Origin of the sequence: Bradyrhizobium pachyrhizi, from assembly GCF_001189245.1 — a bacterium.
Classification (GTDB): domain Bacteria; phylum Pseudomonadota; class Alphaproteobacteria; order Rhizobiales; family Xanthobacteraceae; genus Bradyrhizobium; species Bradyrhizobium pachyrhizi.
The window spans coordinates 193492-212580 of record NZ_LFIQ01000039.1; the positions used below are offsets into that span (position 1 = coordinate 193492).

Here is a 19089-nt window from a genome sequence, read left to right on the forward strand (position 1 = left end):
GCCGGCGGCCATCGCGCCGACGATCTATGCGCGTGTCGGGAACATCCCCGCCGCTGTGATTGTGATCACAGCCTTGGCGTTCGTGTTGCGGCGGTTTGTGAGGCGAAAACCCTGACGGCTGCATATCGCCGGTTGTCGCGAACCCGAAAAAACGTCGAAATTTACCTCAGTATGATTCCACCAGTTGACAGATCGACCGTGCACTTCGCATTGTACGGGTCCACGCGAAATCACAAGCCAAGTCAGCCCCTTTGCGCAAATTGTCCGCATTTCGTCCCGATCCTCCTTGCAGGATTTGACGGCACCGGCGCCTGAGGCATACTCCACTTCCAACTTGCCTCATCCACGGGCGCGCAATCCCTTAGGAGAGTTGGAGATGTCCACCAAAGCGCCCAATCCTGTTGACAAATATGTCGGCAGCCGCGTCCGTATGCGACGCATCATGCTCGGCATGAGCCAGGAGAAACTGGGCGAGGCGCTAGGCCTGACGTTCCAGCAGGTGCAGAAATACGAGAAGGGCACCAACCGCGTCGGCGCCAGCCGGCTGCAGCAGATCTCCGAAATCCTGCAGGTGCCGGTCTCTTTCCTGTTCGATGGCGGCCCGAGCGGGGTCAAGACCGCCGACGGCTTCAGCGAGGGCGCCTCGCCGACCTACGTCTCCGATTTTCTGGCAACCGCCGAGGGCCTGGCCCTGACCCGCGCCTTCACGCGGATCGCGGACGCCAAGCTCCGCCGCAGCATCGTCGAACTGGTCGAGCAGATTGCGGCGCGCGAGGCAGCCGAGCAGGCCTGATTCAGCCATATCCGTTTGAGAGATCGTCAAATCTGGAATATGCCATTCCGGCGCGCGCCAACGCGATGAGCTCAGCTTGAGCATCATCGCGCTTGAGCGCCTCGTTGAGCATGATTGCGGATCGTGCTTCGGCGCGTGCGCGCAATGACAAAGCGAATTCACAGGCGACGACAACAGCATGTCCAGCAATCCGTTCGAAACCGCCGTGATTCTCGACGGCATCCGCCGCTGGGTCGAGATCGAATCTCCGACCGAGCGGCCCGATCAGGTCAACAAGCTGGCTGATCTCGTCGCGTCGGGCTATCGCGACCTGCCGGCCACGGTGGAGCGCATTGCAGGACGCGACGGCTGCGGCGATCACCTGGTGACGCGCTCGTCCTGGGGCCAGGAGGCGCCGGGCATCCTGGTGCTGAGCCATCTCGACACAGTCCATCCGATGGGATTCATCGAACGGTTACCATTCAAGGTCGACGGCGACAGCGCGTTCGGCCCCGGCATCTACGACATGAAGGGCGGCGCCTACCTCGCCTATCATGCATTCCGGCAGGTCTGCGCCGACGGCGCGCGCCCGCCGCTCGGCATCACCCAGCTCTACGTGTCGGACGAGGAGATCGGCAGCCCGACCTCGCGGGCGCTGATCGAGGCCGAGGGCCGCAAGGCCAAATACGTGCTGGTGACGGAGCCGGCGCGCGACGGCGGCAAGATCGTCACCGGACGCAAGGGCGTTGCGCGTTTCGACGTCACCATCAAGGGCACGCCGGCCCATGCCGGCACGCGCCCCGAGGACGGCCGCAGCGCGATCCGGGAGCTCGGCAATGTGATCCAGGCGCTGGAGGCCATGAACGATCTCAAGCGCGGCGTCACCGTCAATGTCGGTATCGTCCGCGGCGGCACCAAGCCGAACGTGATCGCCGAAGAGGCCTATGCGGAAGTCGACATGCGCGTGCCGACCATGGCCGACGCCGACGAACTGGTTCCGAAGATCCTCGGGATCACCTCACGCACCGAGGGCGTCAGCGTGAAGATATCGGGCGAATTGAACCGTCCGCCCTATGAGAAAAGCAATGCCGGCGCCGCACTCTACGAGCACGCCAGGGGGCTGGCCGCCGAGCTCGGCTTCGAGCTGGCGGATGTGTTCACCGGCGGCGGCTCCGACGGCAATTTCACCGCGCCGCATACCGCGACCCTCGATGGCCTCGGCGTCGACGGCAAGGGCGCGCATACCCATTACGAGCAGCTCTACATCTCGTCGATCGAGCCGCGCGCGCGGCTGCTCCACCGTCTCTATCAAACGCTGCGATGACACCGGCTCCAGGCGACCGCGGCGATCGCGATTCCCCCGACGACGGCGCGATGGCGCATGCGCGCGGCTCGTTCTTCGGACGGCGCAAGGGCCACAAGCTGCGCCCGCATCAGGCCGACCTGATCGACACTCTGCTGCCGCATCTGGCCGTCGACATCTCGGCGCCCGCGCCCGAGGCGCTGACCGAGTTGTTCGATGACGGCATCGAGAATGTCAGGCTCGAAATCGGCTTCGGCGGCGGCGAGCATCTGATCGCGGAGGCACAGGCCTTTCCGAGCACGGGCTTCATCGGCTGCGAGCCCTATGTCAACGGCATGGCGAAGATCCTGACCCAGATCGAGGCGCAAAATATCGGCAACATCCGCCTGTTCGCCGGCGACGCGGCCGAACTGCTGGCCTGGGCGCCGACGCGCTCAGTTGCGCGCATCGACCTGATCCATCCCGATCCGTGGCCGAAGCGGCGGCACTGGAAGCGGCGCTTCGTGCAGGATGCAACGGTCGCTGCGATGACACGATTGCTGCCGCCGGGCGGCGAATTCCGCTTCGTCAGCGATATCGATGATTATTGCGCCTGGACGCTGGCGCATCTGATGCGCTCGCCCGACTTCGCCTGGCTTGCCGAGCGCGCGACCGACTGGCAACAGCCGTGGCCGAACTACACGATGACGCGCTACGGCGCCAAGGCCGAGCGCGAAGGGCGCAAGGCGGCGTATTTGCGATTCAAGCGGTTGCCGTAGTGCTGTCATTCCGGGGCGATGCGCAGCATCGAACCCGGAACCTCGAGATTCCGGGTTCGTCGCTATCGCGACGCCCCGGAATGACGGATAGCTATCCCTTCGCTTCCGCCAGCCGCGCCTTCCTGACGTCGGTCGCCTCCCACACCATCCGCTTGCCGCGCTCGCGGCCGAGCAGCTCGATCGGATCGTGATTGTCGATGTGGCCGAACTGGCCCTTGTAGACGCTGTAGCCGCACAATTCCTGCAAACGGCGCGGAAAGCGGGCCGCAGTCTCGCGCGGAATGCCGAGCTGCAGGTTCTCCTGCTGCCGCATCCAGCCCCAGCAATAAGCGCAGGAGAAGGCAAAGCGCCTGGCGTCGCTGCTATTTGCGCCGCCGCCATGCCACAGGGCGCTGTCGAACAGCATCACGCTGCCGGCCGGCATGGTCGCGGTGACCGCATCGTACTCCTTGCCGTATTCGGGCGACGAATCGAATTTGTGGCTGCGCGGAATGATCCGCGTCGCGCCGTTATCGTCGCGGAAATCGGACAGCGCCCAGATCGCATTGATCGTGATCGGGATGTGCGGCCGCGGCAACGGGATCAATTGGGTGTCTTCGTGAACCGGCTGCGCCTCCTGGCCGGGCCCGAGCACCAGCGAGCAGAACGACGAGAGCAGGCATTCCCTGTCCAGCACGCGTTCGACCACCGGCAGCACGTTGTCATGCAGCGGCACCTCCCAGAACAGATCGTCATAGGTCAGGAGGTTGTTGATGCGCAGCGTCTTGAAGCCTTCGAACGATGTTCGGGCAGGTGCGAGACTGTGCTCGCGCTCGATTCTCAGCACCGCCGCCTTCAACCCCTCGACCAGATCGGGCGAGGCGGCGCGCTCGATCACGGTGTATCCGTCGTCGCGGATCCGCGCGGCGTGCGTTTGGATGTCGGCGTCCGTCAGCATGGCAATCTCCCCGTTGGCGCTGTGTCGCGCCTCGCGGAAAGCATAGCGGGCCGACGCAATTTTTGGGAAGTATTATGACGCAGCTGATTCAGCTCGTCATTGCGAGCGAAGCGAAGCATCCATGGTTCGGCGTGGGGAGATATGGATAGCTTCGTCGCTTCGCTCCTCGCAATGACGGACAGAGAGTCCGCCACGACCGCATGAACTAGCGCGACTTCCAGAACTCCACGACGCGCTGCGCCGTTGACGGCATCAGGCGCACGAAATTCACCCGCGCACCTTCGATATCGGCAGGAGACGGCACGCGGTTCGGCCCGAGCCGCATCAGGATCAGGGCGCGCACGGTCGGCCATTCGAAGCCGATCGTCTTGCTGGCGATCAGGATCGGATCATAGCGATCGCCGGAGATCAGGCGATCGAGCGTGACGATCTTCACGCCGGCCATCGCGGCGAGCGCCGCCATGCATTCCTCATATTTGAAGGCCTTTGCGAAGCCGGCCACCGCGGCCTCGTTCAATTCGCCGGCGCGATGCAGCGCCAGGATGGCGCGCTGCGCGGCTGTGAAATCGCGGCCCTCGACCTGAACGATCACGCCCTCGATCTCCTTCATCGCCAGCTTGATCTCGGCCTGGCGTTCCGGCTTGGCGACGGCATGCAGACGGCGGCGGATCACGTCGATCGAGCCGGCGAGCAGGCCCTTCAGATGCTCGGGCGGAAGATCATCGCGGCGGCCGATCCGCAGCGTCAGCACGCCGTCCTGGCCGGCTCGTTGTACCAAGGTCGTGAAGGAGGCGTCCGAGAACGCCGCGCCCGCATTGCCGGCCGCGCATCGGATGACGTCGCGATCGCCGCGTCGGACGAGGACGTCGGTCAGCGCAGTCGAGAGCTTCGATCGCTCGGCCATCGCGAGCAGATGGCCCTGGCCCTTGGCATTGGCGATCTCGACCAGCACCCTTTCGTCAATCACCGGCGATCGGCGCAGCAGCGGCCCCGCGATCGCGACCTCGTCCTCGCGGGCGAGTTGCCCGACCAGATGCCGCGGCGCGTTGGCGAGCAGCGCGAGCCGTTCGGCGAGATCGACCCGCGCAGCAAGCTCGGCATGCGGGACCAGGCTGGTCAGCACCCCGTCGAACAGGTCGATATGGTCGGGACGGAAGCTCGCGGCGCCCTGAAGAAACAGCTCGCCGAGCCGCCGCGCGGCCTCGGCGCGGCGCTTGGGGTCGCCGCGGCGAACGATGTCGTCGAGTTCCGGGATCAGCGCAGGGGCTGTCGTCATGAGCCTTGTCCGACCGGCGACTTCTGCCGATTTTCGGCAATCTATGGTCCCGTTCGTAAACGGAGGGTTAGATCAATCCGGCATCCTGGGAGCCCTAAAATCGCCTCCCGCCGGACCCGGGGGCCTTGCCGGACCCAGGCAAAAGAGCTATATCCAACGCAACTTATGGTATCTCATACGATCGCGTAGGAGAGTGGGCCCCCCGGGACCCGCTCTTTTTTATTACCTGACGGGACCCAACGAGGCCGGGTCCAGCTTGGGTAGCGTTAGCGGCCCCTTAAGGCCACCTGAACAACACAACAGACCTCCGCAGCCTTTAGACCTTAGACAGCCTTTAACACTGGATATGACCGAACCGACCGCCACGTCCGTGGACACCGAACTGCTCGCCGAGCCGCGTCTCGTCGTTGAGCCCGGGGTCGCGGCGCGTGTCGCCGCGGTCGCGGTCCCGGTGCTGCAGGGCATGGGCTATCGCCTGGTGCGCATCAAGGTCTCGGGCGACGCCGGCTGCACCGTGCAGATCATGGCGGAGCGGCCCGACGGCTCGATGCAGCTCGAGGATTGCGAGGCTATCTCGCGCGCGCTGTCGCCGGTGCTCGATGTCGCCGACCCGATCGAGCGCGCCTACCGGCTGGAAATCTCTTCGCCCGGCATCGACCGCCCACTGGTGCGCCGCTCCGACTTTGAGCGCTACACCGGGCATCTCGTGAAGATCGAGATGGCGGTAGCGCATCAGGGCCGCAAGCGGTTCCGCGGCCTGCTCGCCGGCGTCGAGGGCGATGCGGTGCGCATCAGGCGCGACGATCCGCGTCCCGACGAGGACGTCGAGGTTCTCCTGGTGATGGAGGACATCTCGGACGCGCGGCTGGTGCTGACCGACGAATTGATCGAGGAATCGATGCGGCGCGGCAAGGCCGCCGAGCGCGAGCTGCGCCGCGAGCTCGGCCTCGCGCCGCCGCAGCCGGCCCACGCCAAGAAGAGCGATCCGGCGAAGAGCCAGAAGCCGAAACCCAAGCCTGCTCACAAGCCCGGCAAGAAGCCGGCTCCGACCAACACCAAAAAGCACCGCCTGGCGGCCGAGCGCGCGCGCCGTGGCGAGATCGATCCATCCGAAGGAGACTAAGCCATGGCAGTCAGCGCCAACAAACTCGAACTGCTGCAGATCGCAGACGCAGTTGCGCGCGAAAAGTCGATCGACCGCTCCATCGTGATCGCGGCGATGGAAGACGCCATCGCCAAGGCCGCGCGTGCCCGCTACGGCAGCGAGACCGACGTCCATGCCGAGATCGATGCCAAGAAGGGCGAGCTGCGGCTGACCCGCCACATGCTGGTGGTCGACGTCGTCGAAAACTCGTCGAACCAGATTTCGCTGCACGATGCGCAGCGCGCCAATCCAGGCGCCCAGGTCGGCGACACCATCGCCGACACGCTGCCGCCGCTGGAATATGGCCGCATCGCCGCGCAGTCGGCCAAGCAGGTGATCGTGCAGAAGGTGCGCGAGGCCGAGCGCGACCGGCAGTACCAGGAATTCAAGGATCGCATCGGCGACATCGTCAACGGCATCGTCAAGCGCGTCGAATATGGCAGCGTGATCGTCGACCTCGGCCGTGGCGAAGCGATCGTGCGCCGCGACGAGATGCTGCCGCGCGAAGTGTTCCGCAACGGCGACCGCGTCCGCGCCTATATCTTCGACGTCCGCCGCGAGACCCGCGGTCCGCAGATCTTCCTGTCGCGCACCCATCCGCAGTTCATGGCGAAGCTGTTCGCGCAGGAAGTGCCGGAGATCTACGACGGCATCGTCGAGATCAAGGCGGTCGCCCGCGATCCGGGCTCGCGCGCCAAGATCGGCGTGATCTCGCGCGATTCCTCAGTCGACCCGGTCGGCGCCTGCGTCGGCATGCGCGGCTCGCGCGTGCAGGCCGTGGTGAACGAGCTGCAGGGCGAGAAGATCGACATCATCCCGTGGTCACCCGACATCGCGACCTTCGTCGTCAACGCGCTGGCGCCGGCTGAAGTCGCCAAGGTCGTGATCGACGAGGACCGCGAGCGCATCGAGGTCGTGGTTCCCGACACCAATAACCAGCTGTCGCTGGCGATCGGCCGCCGCGGCCAGAACGTCCGGCTCGCCTCGCAGCTGACCGGCTGGGACATCGACATCCTGACCGAGCAGGAAGAGTCGGAGCGCCGCCAGGCCGACTTCGAGAACTCGACCCGCGTGTTCATGGAAGCGCTCAATGTCGACGAGGTGGTCGGCCAGCTGCTCGCCTCCGAGGGCTTCACCTCGGTCGATGAACTCGCGCTGGTGGACGTCAAGGAACTCGCCGGCATCGAGGGTTTCGATGAGGAGACCGCCACCGAGCTGCAGACCCGCGCCCGCGAATATCTGGAACAGCTCGAGGCGGAACTGGAAGCCAAGCGCAAGGAACTCGGCGTCGAGGACGCCATGAAGGACGTGCCCGGCATCACCGGCAAGATGCTGGTGAAGCTCGGCGAGAACGATGTGAAGACGGTCGAGGATCTCGCCGGCTGCGCCACCGACGATCTGGTCGGCTGGACCGAGCGCAAGGAAGGCAGCGAGCCGACCAAGCATGCCGGGTTCCTCGACGGCATCGAGATCTCGCGCGACGAGGCCGAGGCCTTGATCATGCAGGCCCGTCTGAAGGCCGGCTGGATCACCGAGGCCGACCTCGCCAAGCCTGCTGAGGAGGCCGAGGCCGCCGAAGCAGAAACGACGGCCTCGTAAGGAGATGCCCCACGGATGCTGGCTCAGGCTGACCCCGATCTCGACGATGGGCCGCGGACGCAGAAGTCCGCGACCACGCGGATGTGCGCGGTCAGCCGCGAGGTGCGTCCGATCGACGAGCTGATCCGGTTCGTCGTCGCGCCCACGGGCGAGGTGATCCCGGATCTCAAGCGCAAGCTGCCCGGCCGCGGATTATGGGTTTCCGCATCGCGGCGCAGCGTTGCGGAAGCGGTCCGCCGTCACCAATTTAGCAAGGGATTCAAGCGCGACGTCCGCGTCGCGCCGACCCTCCCCACCGACACCGACACCCTCCTGGTGCGCAGCGTCACCGAGGCCCTGGCGATGGCCGCCAAGGCCGGTCAGGTCGTTTCGGGCTTCGGCAAGGTCGAGGACGCACTCAACCGGAACGAAACTGCAGCCCTGATCCACGCTTCCGACGGCGCGGCGGACGGAATCCGCAAATTGGACGCGATCGTGAGGCAAAGGGGCGAAAAACGTGGTGAATCGCCGGTAATCCCCGTCGTCAATGTTTTGACGTCGGAAGAATTGGATTTGGCACTTGGGCGGTCAAATGTGATACATGCTGCGCTGCTCGCGGGCCCGGCGAGCAAGACGTTCCTGTCGCGCTGCCAGATGCTGGTCCGATACCGGATGGCCGACGACGACAAGACCGCCGAAGCGGCCAGAAATTCCAGAGCGTGATCCGGGAAGGCGGACGCCGTCTTTCCGACCGGTCATGCTCAGCAAGCGACGACACGTTGAAGGATTTGTGCGGCAAACGCACAGCGAAACGAGATTAGGACTGCTGAATGGTTGATACCAAGACCCCTGGCGACAAGACTTTGAGTGTCCCGAGCAAGACGTTGTCGCTGAAGCCGCGCGTCGAGACGGGCACCGTGCGCCAGAGCTTCAGCCACGGCCGGACCAAGCAGGTCGTGGTCGAGAAACGCGGCAAGCGCCGCGTCGGTGGCGATGGCCCCGGCGAGGCGCATGCGCCGGAACCCGTGGTTGCAAAGCCGGCGGCGCCGGCCGCCAGGCCGCCGCTCGGCCGCCCGTCAGGCCCGCCTCCCGGCCAGCAGCAGCGTAACACCCGCTCCGGCGTGGTGCTGCCGACCCTGACCGAGGACGAGCGTTCCGCGCGCGCCAGCGCGCTGGCCGACGCCCGTCAGCGCGATATCGAGGAACGCCGCCAGGCCGAAGAGGAGGCCAAGCGCCGCGCCGTCCGCGAGGCTGCCGAGAAGGCCGAGCGCGAGGCCGCCGAGGCCCGCCGCAAGGCGGAAGAGGAACGCCATCGCCACGAGGAAGAGGCCAAGCGCAAAGCCGAAGTCGAGGCCAAGCGCCGCTTTGGCGAAGGCGAGGCCAAGCCCGGTGCGGCGCCTGTCGCTGCTCCCGCCAAGCCTGCCGGAGCCGCACCTGCGTCTGCTCCGGCCGCCCGTGCGCCCGCAGCACGCCCAACGACCACGACAACCGCGCGCACACCGGCCTCTGCGCCGAGACCGGCGGCGGTTGCGGCCGGGCCCGACGAAGATGAAGGTCCGCGCCTGGTGCGCCGCCCCGGCGGCGCCGTGCGCCCCGCCGCGGCTCCGAAGACCACCCACAAGCCCGGTCCGCAGAAAGAGCGCGGCCGCCTCACTCTGACCACTGCGCTCAACGCCGACGACGTACGCGAGCGTTCGATCGCCTCGTTCCGCCGCCGCACCCAGCGCCTGAAGGGTCATGCGTCGAACGAACCCAAGGAAAAGCTGATCCGCGAAGTCACCATCCCGGAAGCGATCACGATCCAGGAACTCGCGAACCGCATGTCGGAGCGCGCGGTCGACGTCATCCGCATGCTGATGAAGCAGGGCGCGATGCACAAGATTACCGACGTGATCGATGCCGACACCGCGCAGCTGATCGCCGAAGAGCTTGGCCACAGCGTCAAGCGTGTCGCGGCATCCGACGTGGAAGAGGGCCTGTTCGACGTCGTCGACAATTCCACCGACACCGAGCCGCGCTCGCCTGTCGTCACCGTCATGGGTCACGTCGACCACGGCAAGACCTCGCTGCTCGACGCGCTGCGCCACGCCAACGTGGTGTCTGGCGAAGCCGGCGGCATTACCCAGCATATCGGCGCCTATCAGGTGCTGTCGCCCGAGAGCGGCACCAAGATCACCTTCATCGACACGCCCGGCCACGCCGCATTCACCGCGATGCGCGCCCGCGGCGCCAAGGTCACCGACATCGTCGTGCTGGTGGTCGCGGCCGATGACGGCGTGATGCCGCAGACGATCGAAGCGATCAACCACGCCAAGGCGGCCAAGGTGCCGATGATCGTGGCGATCAACAAGATCGACAAGCCCGATGCACGGCCCGAGCGCGTGCGCACCGAACTGCTGCAGTACGAGGTGCAGGTCGAATCGCTCGGCGGCGACGTCGTCGACGTCGAAGTCTCGGCCAAGAACAAGACCAATCTCGACAAACTGCTCGAGATGATCGCGCTGCAGGCCGAAATCCTCGATCTGAAGACCAATTCGGAGCGTCCGGCGGAAGGCACCGTGATCGAAGCCAAGCTCGATCGCGGCCGCGGTCCGGTCGCGACCGTGCTGGTGCAGCGCGGCACGCTGCGTGTCGGCGACATCATCGTGGCCGGCGCCGAGATGGGCCGCGTCCGCGCCTTGATTTCCGACCAGGGCGAGAATCTCGAAGAGGCCGGTCCGTCCGTGCCGGTCGAGGTGCTCGGCTTCAACGGCCCGCCGGAAGCCGGCGACCGTCTCGCCGTCGTCGAGAACGAAGCCCGCGCCCGCCAGGTCACGAGCTATCGCGCGCACCAGAAGCGCGAGAACGCGGCGGCCTCGATCTCCGGCATGCGGGGCTCGCTCGAGCAGATGATGTCGCAGCTCAAGACCGCGGGCCGCAAGGAGTTCCCGCTGATCGTCAAGGCCGACGTGCAGGGCTCGCTGGAAGCGATCCTGGGCTCGCTCGAGAAGCTCGGCACCGACGAAGTCGCCGCCCGCATCCTGCATGCCGGCGTCGGCGGCATCTCGGAGTCCGACGTCACGCTGGCGGAAGGCTTCAACGCCGCGATCATCGGCTTCTCGGTCCGAGCCAACAAGGAAGCGGCGGCCGCGGCCAAGCGCAACGGCATCGAGATCCGCTACTACAACATCATCTACGACCTCGTGGACGATATTAAAAAGGCGATGTCCGGCCTGCTCGCGCCCACGCTGCGCGAAACCATGCTGGGCAACGCGCAGATCCTGGAAGTGTTCAACATTTCCAAGGTCGGCAAGGTCGCGGGTTGCCGCGTCACCGACGGTACCGTGGAACGCGGCGCCAATGTTCGCCTGATCCGCGACAACGTCGTGGTGCACGAAGGCAAGCTGTCGACGCTGAAGCGCTTCAAGGATGAAGTGAAGGAAGTGGTCTCCGGCCAGGAGTGTGGCATGGCATTCGAGAACTACGGCGACATGCGTGTCGGCGACGTGATCGAATGTTACCGCATCGAGACGATCCAGCGCTCTCTGTAAGTCCAAATCTTACGAAGCGCAGATCTTACTAAGCGTTGGGTCCATTTGACTGAAAATGCGACGGCGTGGCCGGACTTTAGTCCGGCCACCAGCGCATTGTCTGATTGAAGCAAAGCTAGGACATTGATGCCCGCGGCCAAGGCCTGCGGGCGCGACGGTTTTGGAAGAAGGTCATGCCCCGTCAAAAGAAGAGTTCCAGCCCCGGCGGCTCACAACGTCAGCTGCGCGTCGGTGAAACGGTTCGCCATGCAGTTGCCGAGATTTTGTCGCAGGGTGAGGTCCACGATCCCGATCTGGAAGGCCACATCATCACCGTTCCCGAGGTGCGTATGTCGCCGGACCTGAAGCTCGCGACGATCTATGTGATGCCGCTCGGCGGCCGCGACACCGACACGGTGATATCCGCGCTCGAGCGCAACAAGAAGTTCCTTCGCGGCGAGATCGCGCATCGCGTCAACCTGAAATTTGCACCCGACATTCGCTTCCGCGTCGATGAGCGGTTCGACGAGGCGGAGCGCATCGAGAAACTACTGCGGACACCTGCGGTGCAGCGAGACCTTGCACCCGATTCGGACGACGAGTGATGACTGTGATGACGACCAACAGCGCTGTGGACGCGAAGGATGCCGACGCCCGCGACGCTGAGCGGGATGCTTTTGCCGGGCAGCGCGCCGACGAAGCGCGCCGCACCAACAACGACCCGCGCCAGAAGCAGGGCAGGCAGAACCAGCAGCCGCGCCGCGACAAGCGCGATGTCCATGGCTGGGTGGTGCTCGACAAGCCGATCGGCATGACCTCGACGCAGGCGGTCGCCGTGCTCAAGCGCCTGTTCCAGGCCAAGCGCGCCGGCCATGCCGGCACCCTCGATCCGCTCGCCTCCGGCGGCTTGCCGATCGCGCTGGGCGAGGCCACCAAGACGGTGCCGTTCGTGATGGACGGCCGCAAGCGCTACCGCTTCACGGTGTGCTGGGGCGAGGAGCGCGACACCGACGACACCGAGGGACGGCCGGTCAGGACCAGCGAGAGCCGGCCGACCGCCGATTCGATCCGGGAACTGTTGCCGCGCTTTACCGGGGTGATCGAGCAGATCCCGCCGCAATATTCGGCGATCAAGGTGCAAGGCGAGCGCGCCTATGATCTGGCGCGCGACGGCGAGACCGTGGAACTGAAGCCCCGCCCGGTCGAAATTCACGAATTAACCCTTGTGGAACATGGCGATAACGGCCAGTCCGTGTTCGAGGCCGAGTGCGGCAAGGGAACCTATGTCCGGGCGCTGGCCCGCGATATGGGCCGGATTCTGGGCTGTTTTGGCCATATCTGCGCCCTGCGGCGGACCCTTGTCGGTCCGTTTACCGAGCGGGACATGATTCCGCTGGAACAGTTGGAGGCTTTATGCAATAGAGCCGCGTCTGGCGAGGGCAGCCTCGCCGACGCGCTTTTGCCCGTTGAGACCGCGCTGGACGACATCCCGGCACTGGCCGTCACACGGGCTGATGCGGCAAGGCTCCACAGGGGCCAGGCCGTTTTGTTGCGCGGACGGGATGCGCCCAATACCAGCGGCACAGTCTATGTCACGGTGGCAGGCCGACTTCTCGCGCTTGCCGAAATTGGCAATGGCGAACTCATCCCCAAGCGCGTGTTCAACCTGAACGGACTGACTGCCGGTCCGGCTCGCAACAATGAAAGTAACTGACGATGTCGATTACCGCAGAACGCAAAGCGGAAGTCATCAAGACGAATGCCAACAAGGCCGGCGACACCGGCTCGCCCGAGGTTCAGGTCGCGATCCTGTCGGAACGCATCAATAACCTCACCGAGCACTTCAAGAGCCATGTGAAGGACAACCATTCACGCCGCGGCCTCCTGAAGCTCGTGTCGACGCGTCGCTCCCTGCTTGACTACATCAAGCGCAAGGACGAGGCGCGCTACAAGGCGCTGCTCGAAAAGCACAACATCCGTCGTTGATTTGAGAAGCACGCGCGCGAGGGTTCGCGCGCGTTTTCGCATGGTCGTCCGTGAACTCGGGCTTTCGAATTGTCGAAAGATGATCATGCGCAGCATGGCAGTCGCGCCATGCACACTAGCGTCCAGTAGCAATCCGGCCGCTGGACCGGGCAAGATGCCCAGATGACCGAAAGGATGGACGCCATCCGAAATCCAGGGACCATGGCAGGATCGCCGGATGCTGATCGCAACAGCGCATCAGTGTCTCGCCGTCTTGGCATGGTCTTTGTGTTTCAGAGCGCCGTGCTTTCGTGAAACCATGAAAGAAAACCGAAATGTTCAATTCGCATTCCGTCGAAATCGACTGGGGTGGACGTCCCCTCAAACTTGAAACCGGCAAGATCGCCCGCCAGGCCGACGGCGCCGTGATGGCCACCTACGGCGAGACCGTGGTGCTTGCCACCGTCGTTGCGGCGAAGGCGCCGCGCGAGGGCGTCGACTTCCTGCCGCTCACGGTCGACTACCAGGAGAAGACCTACGCCGCAGGCCGCATTCCCGGCGGCTATTTCAAGCGCGAAGGCCGTCCGACCGAGAAGGAGACGCTGGTCTCCCGCCTGATCGACCGCCCGATCCGTCCGCTGTTCGTCGACGGCTGGCGCAACGAGACCCAGGTGATCGTCACCGTGCTCTCGCACGACATGGAGAACGATCCGGACATCGTGTCGCTGGTCGCCGCCTCCGCCGCCCTGACGCTGTCGGGCGCACCGTTCAAGGGCCCGATCGGCGCCGCGCGCGTCGGCTTCGCCAATGACGAATACGTGCTCAACCCGACGCTCGACGAGATGACCGAGACCCAGCTCGACCTCGTCGTCGCCGGCACCGCCGACGCCGTGCTGATGGTCGAATCGGAAGCCAAGGAGCTCAACGAGGACGTGATGCTCGGCGCGGTCATGTTCGGCCACCGCCACTTCCAGCCGGTCATCAACGCGATCATCGAGCTCGCCGAGAAGGCCGCCAAGGAGCCGCGCGAAGTCACCACGATCGACAACTCGGAGATCGAGAAGGAGATGCTCGGCATCGCCGAACAGGAGCTCCGCAAGGCCTATGCGATCCCGGTCAAGCAGGAACGCTATGCCGCGGTCGGCGCCGTCAAGGAGAAGGTGCTGGCGCACTTCTTCCCGGAAGGCCAGGAGCCGAAATACGACAAGCTCCGCGTCGCCGGCGTGTTCAAGGAACTGGAAGCCAAGATCGTTCGCTGGAACATCCTTGACACCGGCAAGCGCATCGACGGCCGTGACGCCAAGACCGTGCGCAACATCATCGCCGAAGCCGGCGTGCTGCCGCGCGCCCACGGCTCGGCGCTGTTCACCCGCGGTGAGACCCAGGCGATGGTCGTGACCACGCTCGGCACCGGCGAAGACGAGCAGTACATCGATGCACTGTCGGGGACGTACAAGGAAACGTTCCTGCTGCACTACAACTTCCCGCCCTACTCGGTCGGTGAAACCGGTCGCCTCGGCGGCACCAAGCGCCGCGAAATCGGCCACGGCAAGCTCGCCTGGCGCGCGATCCACCCGGTGCTGCCGCCGCATCACGAGTTCCCGTACACGATCCGCGTGGTCTCCGAGATCACCGAGTCGAACGGCTCGTCCTCGATGGCCTCGGTGTGCGGCGCGTCGCTGTCGCTGATGGACGCCGGCGTGCCGCTGAAGCGGCCGACCGCCGGTATCGCCATGGGCCTGATCCTCGAAGGTCAGCGCTTCGCGGTGCTGTCGGACATCCTCGGTGACGAGGATCATCTCGGCGACATGGACTTCAAGGTCGCCGGCACCGACCACGGCATCACCTCGCTCCAGATGGACATCAAGATCGAGGGCATCACCGAGGAGATCATGAAGGTTGCGCTTGGCCAGGCCAAGGAAGGGCGCATCCACATCCTCGGCGAGATGGCCAAGGCGCTGACCGCGGCGCGCGCCGAGCTCGGCGAATACGCACCGCGGATCGAGACCTTCAAGATCGCCACCGACAAGATCCGCGAAGTGATCGGCACCGGCGGCAAGGTGATCCGCGAGATCGTCGAGAAGACCGGCGCCAAGGTCAACATCGAGGACGACGGCACCGTGAAGGTCGCGTCCAACGATGGCGAGGCAATGAAGGCTGCGATCAAGTGGATCAAGTCGATCGCCTCCGATCCGGAGGTCGGCCAGATCTACGAGGGCACCGTCGTCAAGGTGATGGAGTTCGGCGCGTTCGTGAACTTCTTCGGCGCCAAGGACGGCCTCGTCCACATCAGCCAGCTCGCGTCCAACCGCGTGCAGAAGACCTCCGACGTCGTCAAGGAAGGCGACAAGGTCAAGGTCAAGCTGCTCGGCTTCGACGATCGCGGCAAGACCCGCCTGTCGATGAAGGCGGTCGACCAGGAGACCGGCGAGGATCTCGAGGCCAAGCAGAAGACCGAAGCGCCGGCTGCGGCGCCGCGCGAAGCTGCCGGCGAGTAAGCCACGGCAAATCGATTGTTACCAAATCGACTGTTACGAAAAGGGCGGCCCTGTGGCCGCCCTTTTTGGTTCGCCGAGATCGGACGCAAATCAATCTCCGCTGATCGGCATGCGCGGTTTTGACCCGGCATTGTGACCGGATTCGCTGGAACCCGTTCACAACTCGGGCCTAACATCAGGAAGCTTTCCCAGCACGGAGAACCACGATGTCCTCGATGTCCCGACGCCATTTGATCATCGCAGCAGGCGGCATCGCCGCGGCCGCCGCCGCATCGCGCGCAGCGTTCGCGCAAGCCACGGCGCAGGCTCCAGCCGGACCGTTCAAGATTGATCCGCTGACCTATCCCACCAATGCGCTGGAGCCGCATATCGATGCCAAGACGATGGAGATCCATCACGACCGGCATCACCAGGCCTATGTCACCAACCTCAACAATTTCGCCAAGGACAATCCGCAGATCGCCGAGAAGCCGGTCGTCGAGGTGCTCGCCAATCTCGGCGGCGTACCGGAGGCGATCCGCACCGGCGTGCGCAACAACATGGGCGGCCATGCCAACCACACGATGTTCTGGCAGATCATGGGACCGAACGGCGGCAAGGCGGACGGCGAGGTGCTCGCCGCGATCGATCGCGACCTCGGCGGCATGGAAAAATTCCAGACCGATTTCAACGCCGCCGGCGGGCGCGTGTTCGGCTCCGGCTGGGTGTTCGTCACTGTAACCAAGGACGGCAAGCTCGCGATCGAGACCCGGCCGAACCAGGACAATCCGATCATGGACGGCAAGCGCGCGTTGCTCGGCAATGACGTCTGGGAGCACGCTTATTACCTGACCTACCAGAACCGCCGGCCGGATTATCTCAAAGCATGGTGGAATACGGTGAACTGGAAGGCCGTGGCCGAGCGCTATGCGGCAGCAAAGGCCGGCACGCTCGGCGTGTGAGCCGCCGGCCTCGCCGGTCGCAAACAACTGCGCTAGAGTTGAAAGCCCCGCGAGGCGATCGCGGGCTTTCACCTTTATGCATCCACAGCGTCACGCCGCCGGCGTCGCACGCGATAGGGAACAATGACGGCGCCGAACATCCGCCCCGCTCGTCCCGACGAACTTGACGCGATCGCGCGCGCCTGGATGGACAGCTGGGCTTCGACCGGGCTCTCGCAAGCCAGCGACAGCCTGTTGAACGATCTGCGTATCCGCTTGCCGCGCGAGATCGCTGGTGGCTGGAGCCTGTTCGTCGCCGACGATCGCGGCGCCATCGCCGCCATGCTGGCGCTGCACCTGCCGACCTTGCTGCTCGATCAGCTGATGGTGGTCCCCGCCTATCAGGGCCGGAGCCTGGGACGCGAGCTGCTTGCCTTCACGCGCCGGCAGATGCCCGACGAGATCTGGCTGAAATGCGTCCGCGAGAACGAGAAGGCCTGGCGCTGGTACGAGCGCGAAGGCTTTGTGTTCGAGAAGGAAGCGCCCAATCCGGTCACCGGCTTCATGATGAAGCACTATCGGTGGAAGAAAACAAACCGCACATCGGAGGCTAGGCCATGATCAAGCTGTACTGGTCGCCGCGCTCGCGCTCGTTCTCAGCCATTTGGCTGCTGGAGGAATCCGGTCTGCCATACGAACGGGTGCTGACCGACATCAGCACCGGCGCGCAGAAATCGGCAGATTTTCTCAAGATCAACCCGATGGGCAAGGTGCCGGCGTTGACCGACGGCGACGCGCAACTCGCCGAGGCCGCCGCGATCTGCGCCTATATCGCCGACCGCTATCCCGAGACCAAACTCGCGCCGGCAGCGACGGACCCGAAGCGGGCGCGCTATCTGCAGTGGCTGTTTTTTTCGCCGAGTTGCATCGAGCCGGCGCTGATCCAGCTCTTCACCAAGCTCGAGGTGCCGACCAGCACCGCCGCGTGGGGCAGCGCCGCGCAGGTGTTCGACGTGCTCGACGCCGAGCTGCAGAAGGGGCCATGGATCCTCGGCGATCAATTCTCCGCTGCCGACATCGCGATCGGCGCGGGACTGAACTTTGCGGTACGCGTGTTCAAGATGGTGCCGCCGCGGCCGTCGTTCGAGGCCTATATCGGCCGCTGCGTGGCCCGGCCCGCGTTCCAGCGCGCAGAGAAGATCGCGGCGGGATGAAGCGCGTAGCCCGGAGAAGCCAACGGGTCGCGCGAACGCGCGCCCGATGACAGGCTCCGCGAAATCCGGAACACGTCTTAACCTCCCCTTGAAAAGGGGAGGTCGCTTTGCTCGCTCAAGCAAAGCGGGTGGGGATCTGCTCTCTCCGCAGACAGCATCGTCCACGGCTGCCCCCCATCCCGACCTTCCCCCTTTCAGGGGCAAGGAGAAGACAGGTCTGTGACCTCTCTCGCGTGATTCCCGAACGGCCTAACCCGGCACGACGCGGGGATCGACGTCCTGCGTGTAGTCAACGCCGTCGATGCCGAAGCCGAACAGGCGGAGGAACTGGCTCTTGTACTCGCCGAGATCGGCCAACTCGCCGAGCGTCTCGGTGGTGAGCAGCGGCCAGCGCCGCGACACTTCCGTCTGCACCTCGGGCGACAGCTCCCAGTCGTCGACCCGGACGCGCTGCGCGTCATCGAGCGCGACACCCTTACCGAGCTTCGTCCGGAACAGGCGATCGATCTGCTCGATGCAGCCTTCGTGGAGACCGAGCTGCTTCATCACCTTGAACAGCACCGTGCCATAGAGCGGCACCACCGGAATGGCCGAGCTCGCCTGGGTGACCACGGCCTTCAGCGCGACGACGCGGGCCGCGTCCGCGCCGAGCCGGCCCCGGATCGCTTCCGCCTTGCTGTCGAGATCGACCTTGGCGCGACCGAGCGTGCCGTTCCAGTAGATCGGCCAGGTCAGTTCGCTGCCGATATAGGTGTAGTTGAGCGTCCGGAAGCCCGGCGCGAGGACGCCGGCATCCGCGAGCTGGTCGATCCAGCGCTTCCAGTCGTCGCCGCCCATCACCGCGACGGTGGCCGCGGTTTGCTCCTCGCTCGCCGGCTCGAGCGTGGTCCGGAACACCTCGCCGGTCTCGGTGTCGAGTGTCTTGATCTCGACCGGGGCGCCCAGCGGCTTGATCACCGAACGATAGGTCTTGCCGGTGTCGGGATCGGTCCGGACCGGAGCGGCCATGCTGTAGACCAGCAGGTCGAGCTGTCCGAATTTCTCGCGCACACGCTCGATGAAGGTCGCCTTCAGCTCGTCGGAGAAGGCGTCGCCTTCGAGCGTGAGCGGTGATCGTCCGATCTTCTGGGCCTCGATCTCGAAGGCGCGGTTGTTGTACCAGCCGGCGCTGGCGCTTTTCTTTTCCGACGGCTCGCGCTCCAGCGACACGCCGAT

17 protein-coding genes are annotated in these 19089 nt (G+C 65.1%); 14 read left to right on the forward strand and 3 right to left on the reverse strand.

The window, feature by feature from the left end:
- Window positions 1-376 precede the first annotated feature (376 nt).
- From AKL29_RS05690 to trmB, 3 genes are all read left to right on the forward strand, one after another.
- On the forward strand, window positions 377-793 hold the full coding sequence (locus tag AKL29_RS05690) for a helix-turn-helix domain-containing protein (protein ID WP_028335515.1): 417 nt from the start codon (window positions 377-379) through the stop codon (window positions 791-793).
- Between the two features lie 178 nt (window positions 794-971).
- Window positions 972-2096: a M20 family metallopeptidase gene (locus tag AKL29_RS05695; RefSeq protein ID WP_050383424.1), complete on the forward strand. Its 1125-nt coding sequence runs from the start codon at window positions 972-974 to the stop codon at window positions 2094-2096.
- Complete coding sequence (trmB, locus tag AKL29_RS05700) at window positions 2093-2833, forward strand: tRNA (guanosine(46)-N7)-methyltransferase TrmB (protein WP_050383425.1); 741 nt, start codon at window positions 2093-2095, stop codon at window positions 2831-2833. Before AKL29_RS05695 ends, trmB begins: the two co-directional genes overlap by 4 nt.
- Window positions 2834-2924: 91 nt before the next feature.
- Here the strand turns inward: trmB and AKL29_RS05705 are convergent, their stop codons facing one another.
- Window positions 2925-3770, reverse strand: coding sequence for a phytanoyl-CoA dioxygenase family protein (locus AKL29_RS05705; RefSeq protein WP_050383426.1), 846 nt, complete (start codon window positions 3768-3770; stop codon window positions 2925-2927).
- Between the two features lie 205 nt (window positions 3771-3975).
- Window positions 3976-5046, reverse strand: a complete 1071-nt coding sequence (locus AKL29_RS05710; protein WP_050383427.1) for a DUF2336 domain-containing protein — start codon at window positions 5044-5046, stop codon at window positions 3976-3978.
- A 346-nt stretch (window positions 5047-5392) separates the two neighbouring features.
- On the opposite strand from AKL29_RS05710, the gene rimP reads away from it, so the two are divergent.
- The 11 genes from rimP to AKL29_RS05765 all read left to right on the forward strand — a co-directional run bounded on the left by rimP (window position 5393) and on the right by AKL29_RS05765 (window position 17874).
- Window positions 5393-6169: a ribosome maturation factor RimP gene (gene rimP, locus AKL29_RS05715; RefSeq protein ID WP_028335509.1), complete on the forward strand. Its 777-nt coding sequence runs from the start codon at window positions 5393-5395 to the stop codon at window positions 6167-6169.
- Between the two features lie 3 nt (window positions 6170-6172).
- The gene (gene nusA / locus AKL29_RS05720; protein ID WP_050383428.1) at window positions 6173-7789 is read left to right on the forward strand and encodes a transcription termination factor NusA; all 1617 of its coding nucleotides are present in this window, start codon (window positions 6173-6175) and stop codon (window positions 7787-7789) included.
- 15 nt (window positions 7790-7804) lie between these two features.
- Window positions 7805-8491, forward strand: coding sequence for an RNA-binding protein (locus tag AKL29_RS05725; RefSeq protein WP_050383429.1), 687 nt, complete (start codon window positions 7805-7807; stop codon window positions 8489-8491).
- Between the two features lie 107 nt (window positions 8492-8598).
- Window positions 8599-11298 (forward strand): translation initiation factor IF-2, encoded by a 2700-nt coding sequence (infB, locus tag AKL29_RS05730; RefSeq protein ID WP_028335506.1) that lies wholly within the window; start codon window positions 8599-8601, stop codon window positions 11296-11298.
- A 173-nt stretch (window positions 11299-11471) separates the two neighbouring features.
- On the forward strand, window positions 11472-11882 hold the full coding sequence (rbfA, locus tag AKL29_RS05735) for a 30S ribosome-binding factor RbfA (RefSeq protein ID WP_028343913.1): 411 nt from the start codon (window positions 11472-11474) through the stop codon (window positions 11880-11882).
- Entirely contained in the window at window positions 11882-12991 is a 1110-nt protein-coding gene (truB, locus tag AKL29_RS05740) for a tRNA pseudouridine(55) synthase TruB (RefSeq protein WP_050383430.1), read from the forward strand. Before rbfA ends, truB begins: the two co-directional genes overlap by 1 nt.
- Window positions 12992-12993: 2 nt before the next feature.
- Complete coding sequence (gene rpsO / locus AKL29_RS05745) at window positions 12994-13263, forward strand: 30S ribosomal protein S15 (protein ID WP_016844725.1); 270 nt, start codon at window positions 12994-12996, stop codon at window positions 13261-13263.
- Window positions 13264-13577: 314 nt separating this feature from the next.
- A complete protein-coding gene (gene pnp, locus AKL29_RS05750) occupies window positions 13578-15740 on the forward strand; it encodes a polyribonucleotide nucleotidyltransferase (RefSeq protein WP_050383431.1) in 2163 nt (720 codons plus the stop codon).
- Window positions 15741-15946: 206 nt separating this feature from the next.
- Window positions 15947-16681 carry a superoxide dismutase gene (locus tag AKL29_RS05755; protein ID WP_050383432.1) on the forward strand — a complete coding sequence of 245 codons (735 nt, stop codon included), beginning with the start codon at window positions 15947-15949 and terminating at the stop codon, window positions 16679-16681.
- A gap of 123 nt (window positions 16682-16804) precedes the next feature.
- Window positions 16805-17281 (forward strand): GNAT family N-acetyltransferase, encoded by a 477-nt coding sequence (locus AKL29_RS05760; RefSeq protein ID WP_050383433.1) that lies wholly within the window; start codon window positions 16805-16807, stop codon window positions 17279-17281.
- Window positions 17278-17874, forward strand: a complete 597-nt coding sequence (locus AKL29_RS05765; protein WP_050383434.1) for a glutathione S-transferase family protein — start codon at window positions 17278-17280, stop codon at window positions 17872-17874. Before AKL29_RS05760 ends, AKL29_RS05765 begins: the two co-directional genes overlap by 4 nt.
- A 249-nt stretch (window positions 17875-18123) precedes the next feature.
- Here AKL29_RS05765 and fabV read toward each other — a convergent pair.
- Window positions 18124-19089, reverse strand: a 966-nt coding sequence (gene fabV / locus AKL29_RS05770) for an enoyl-ACP reductase FabV (protein WP_244481770.1), incomplete at its 5' end; no start/stop codon positions are given.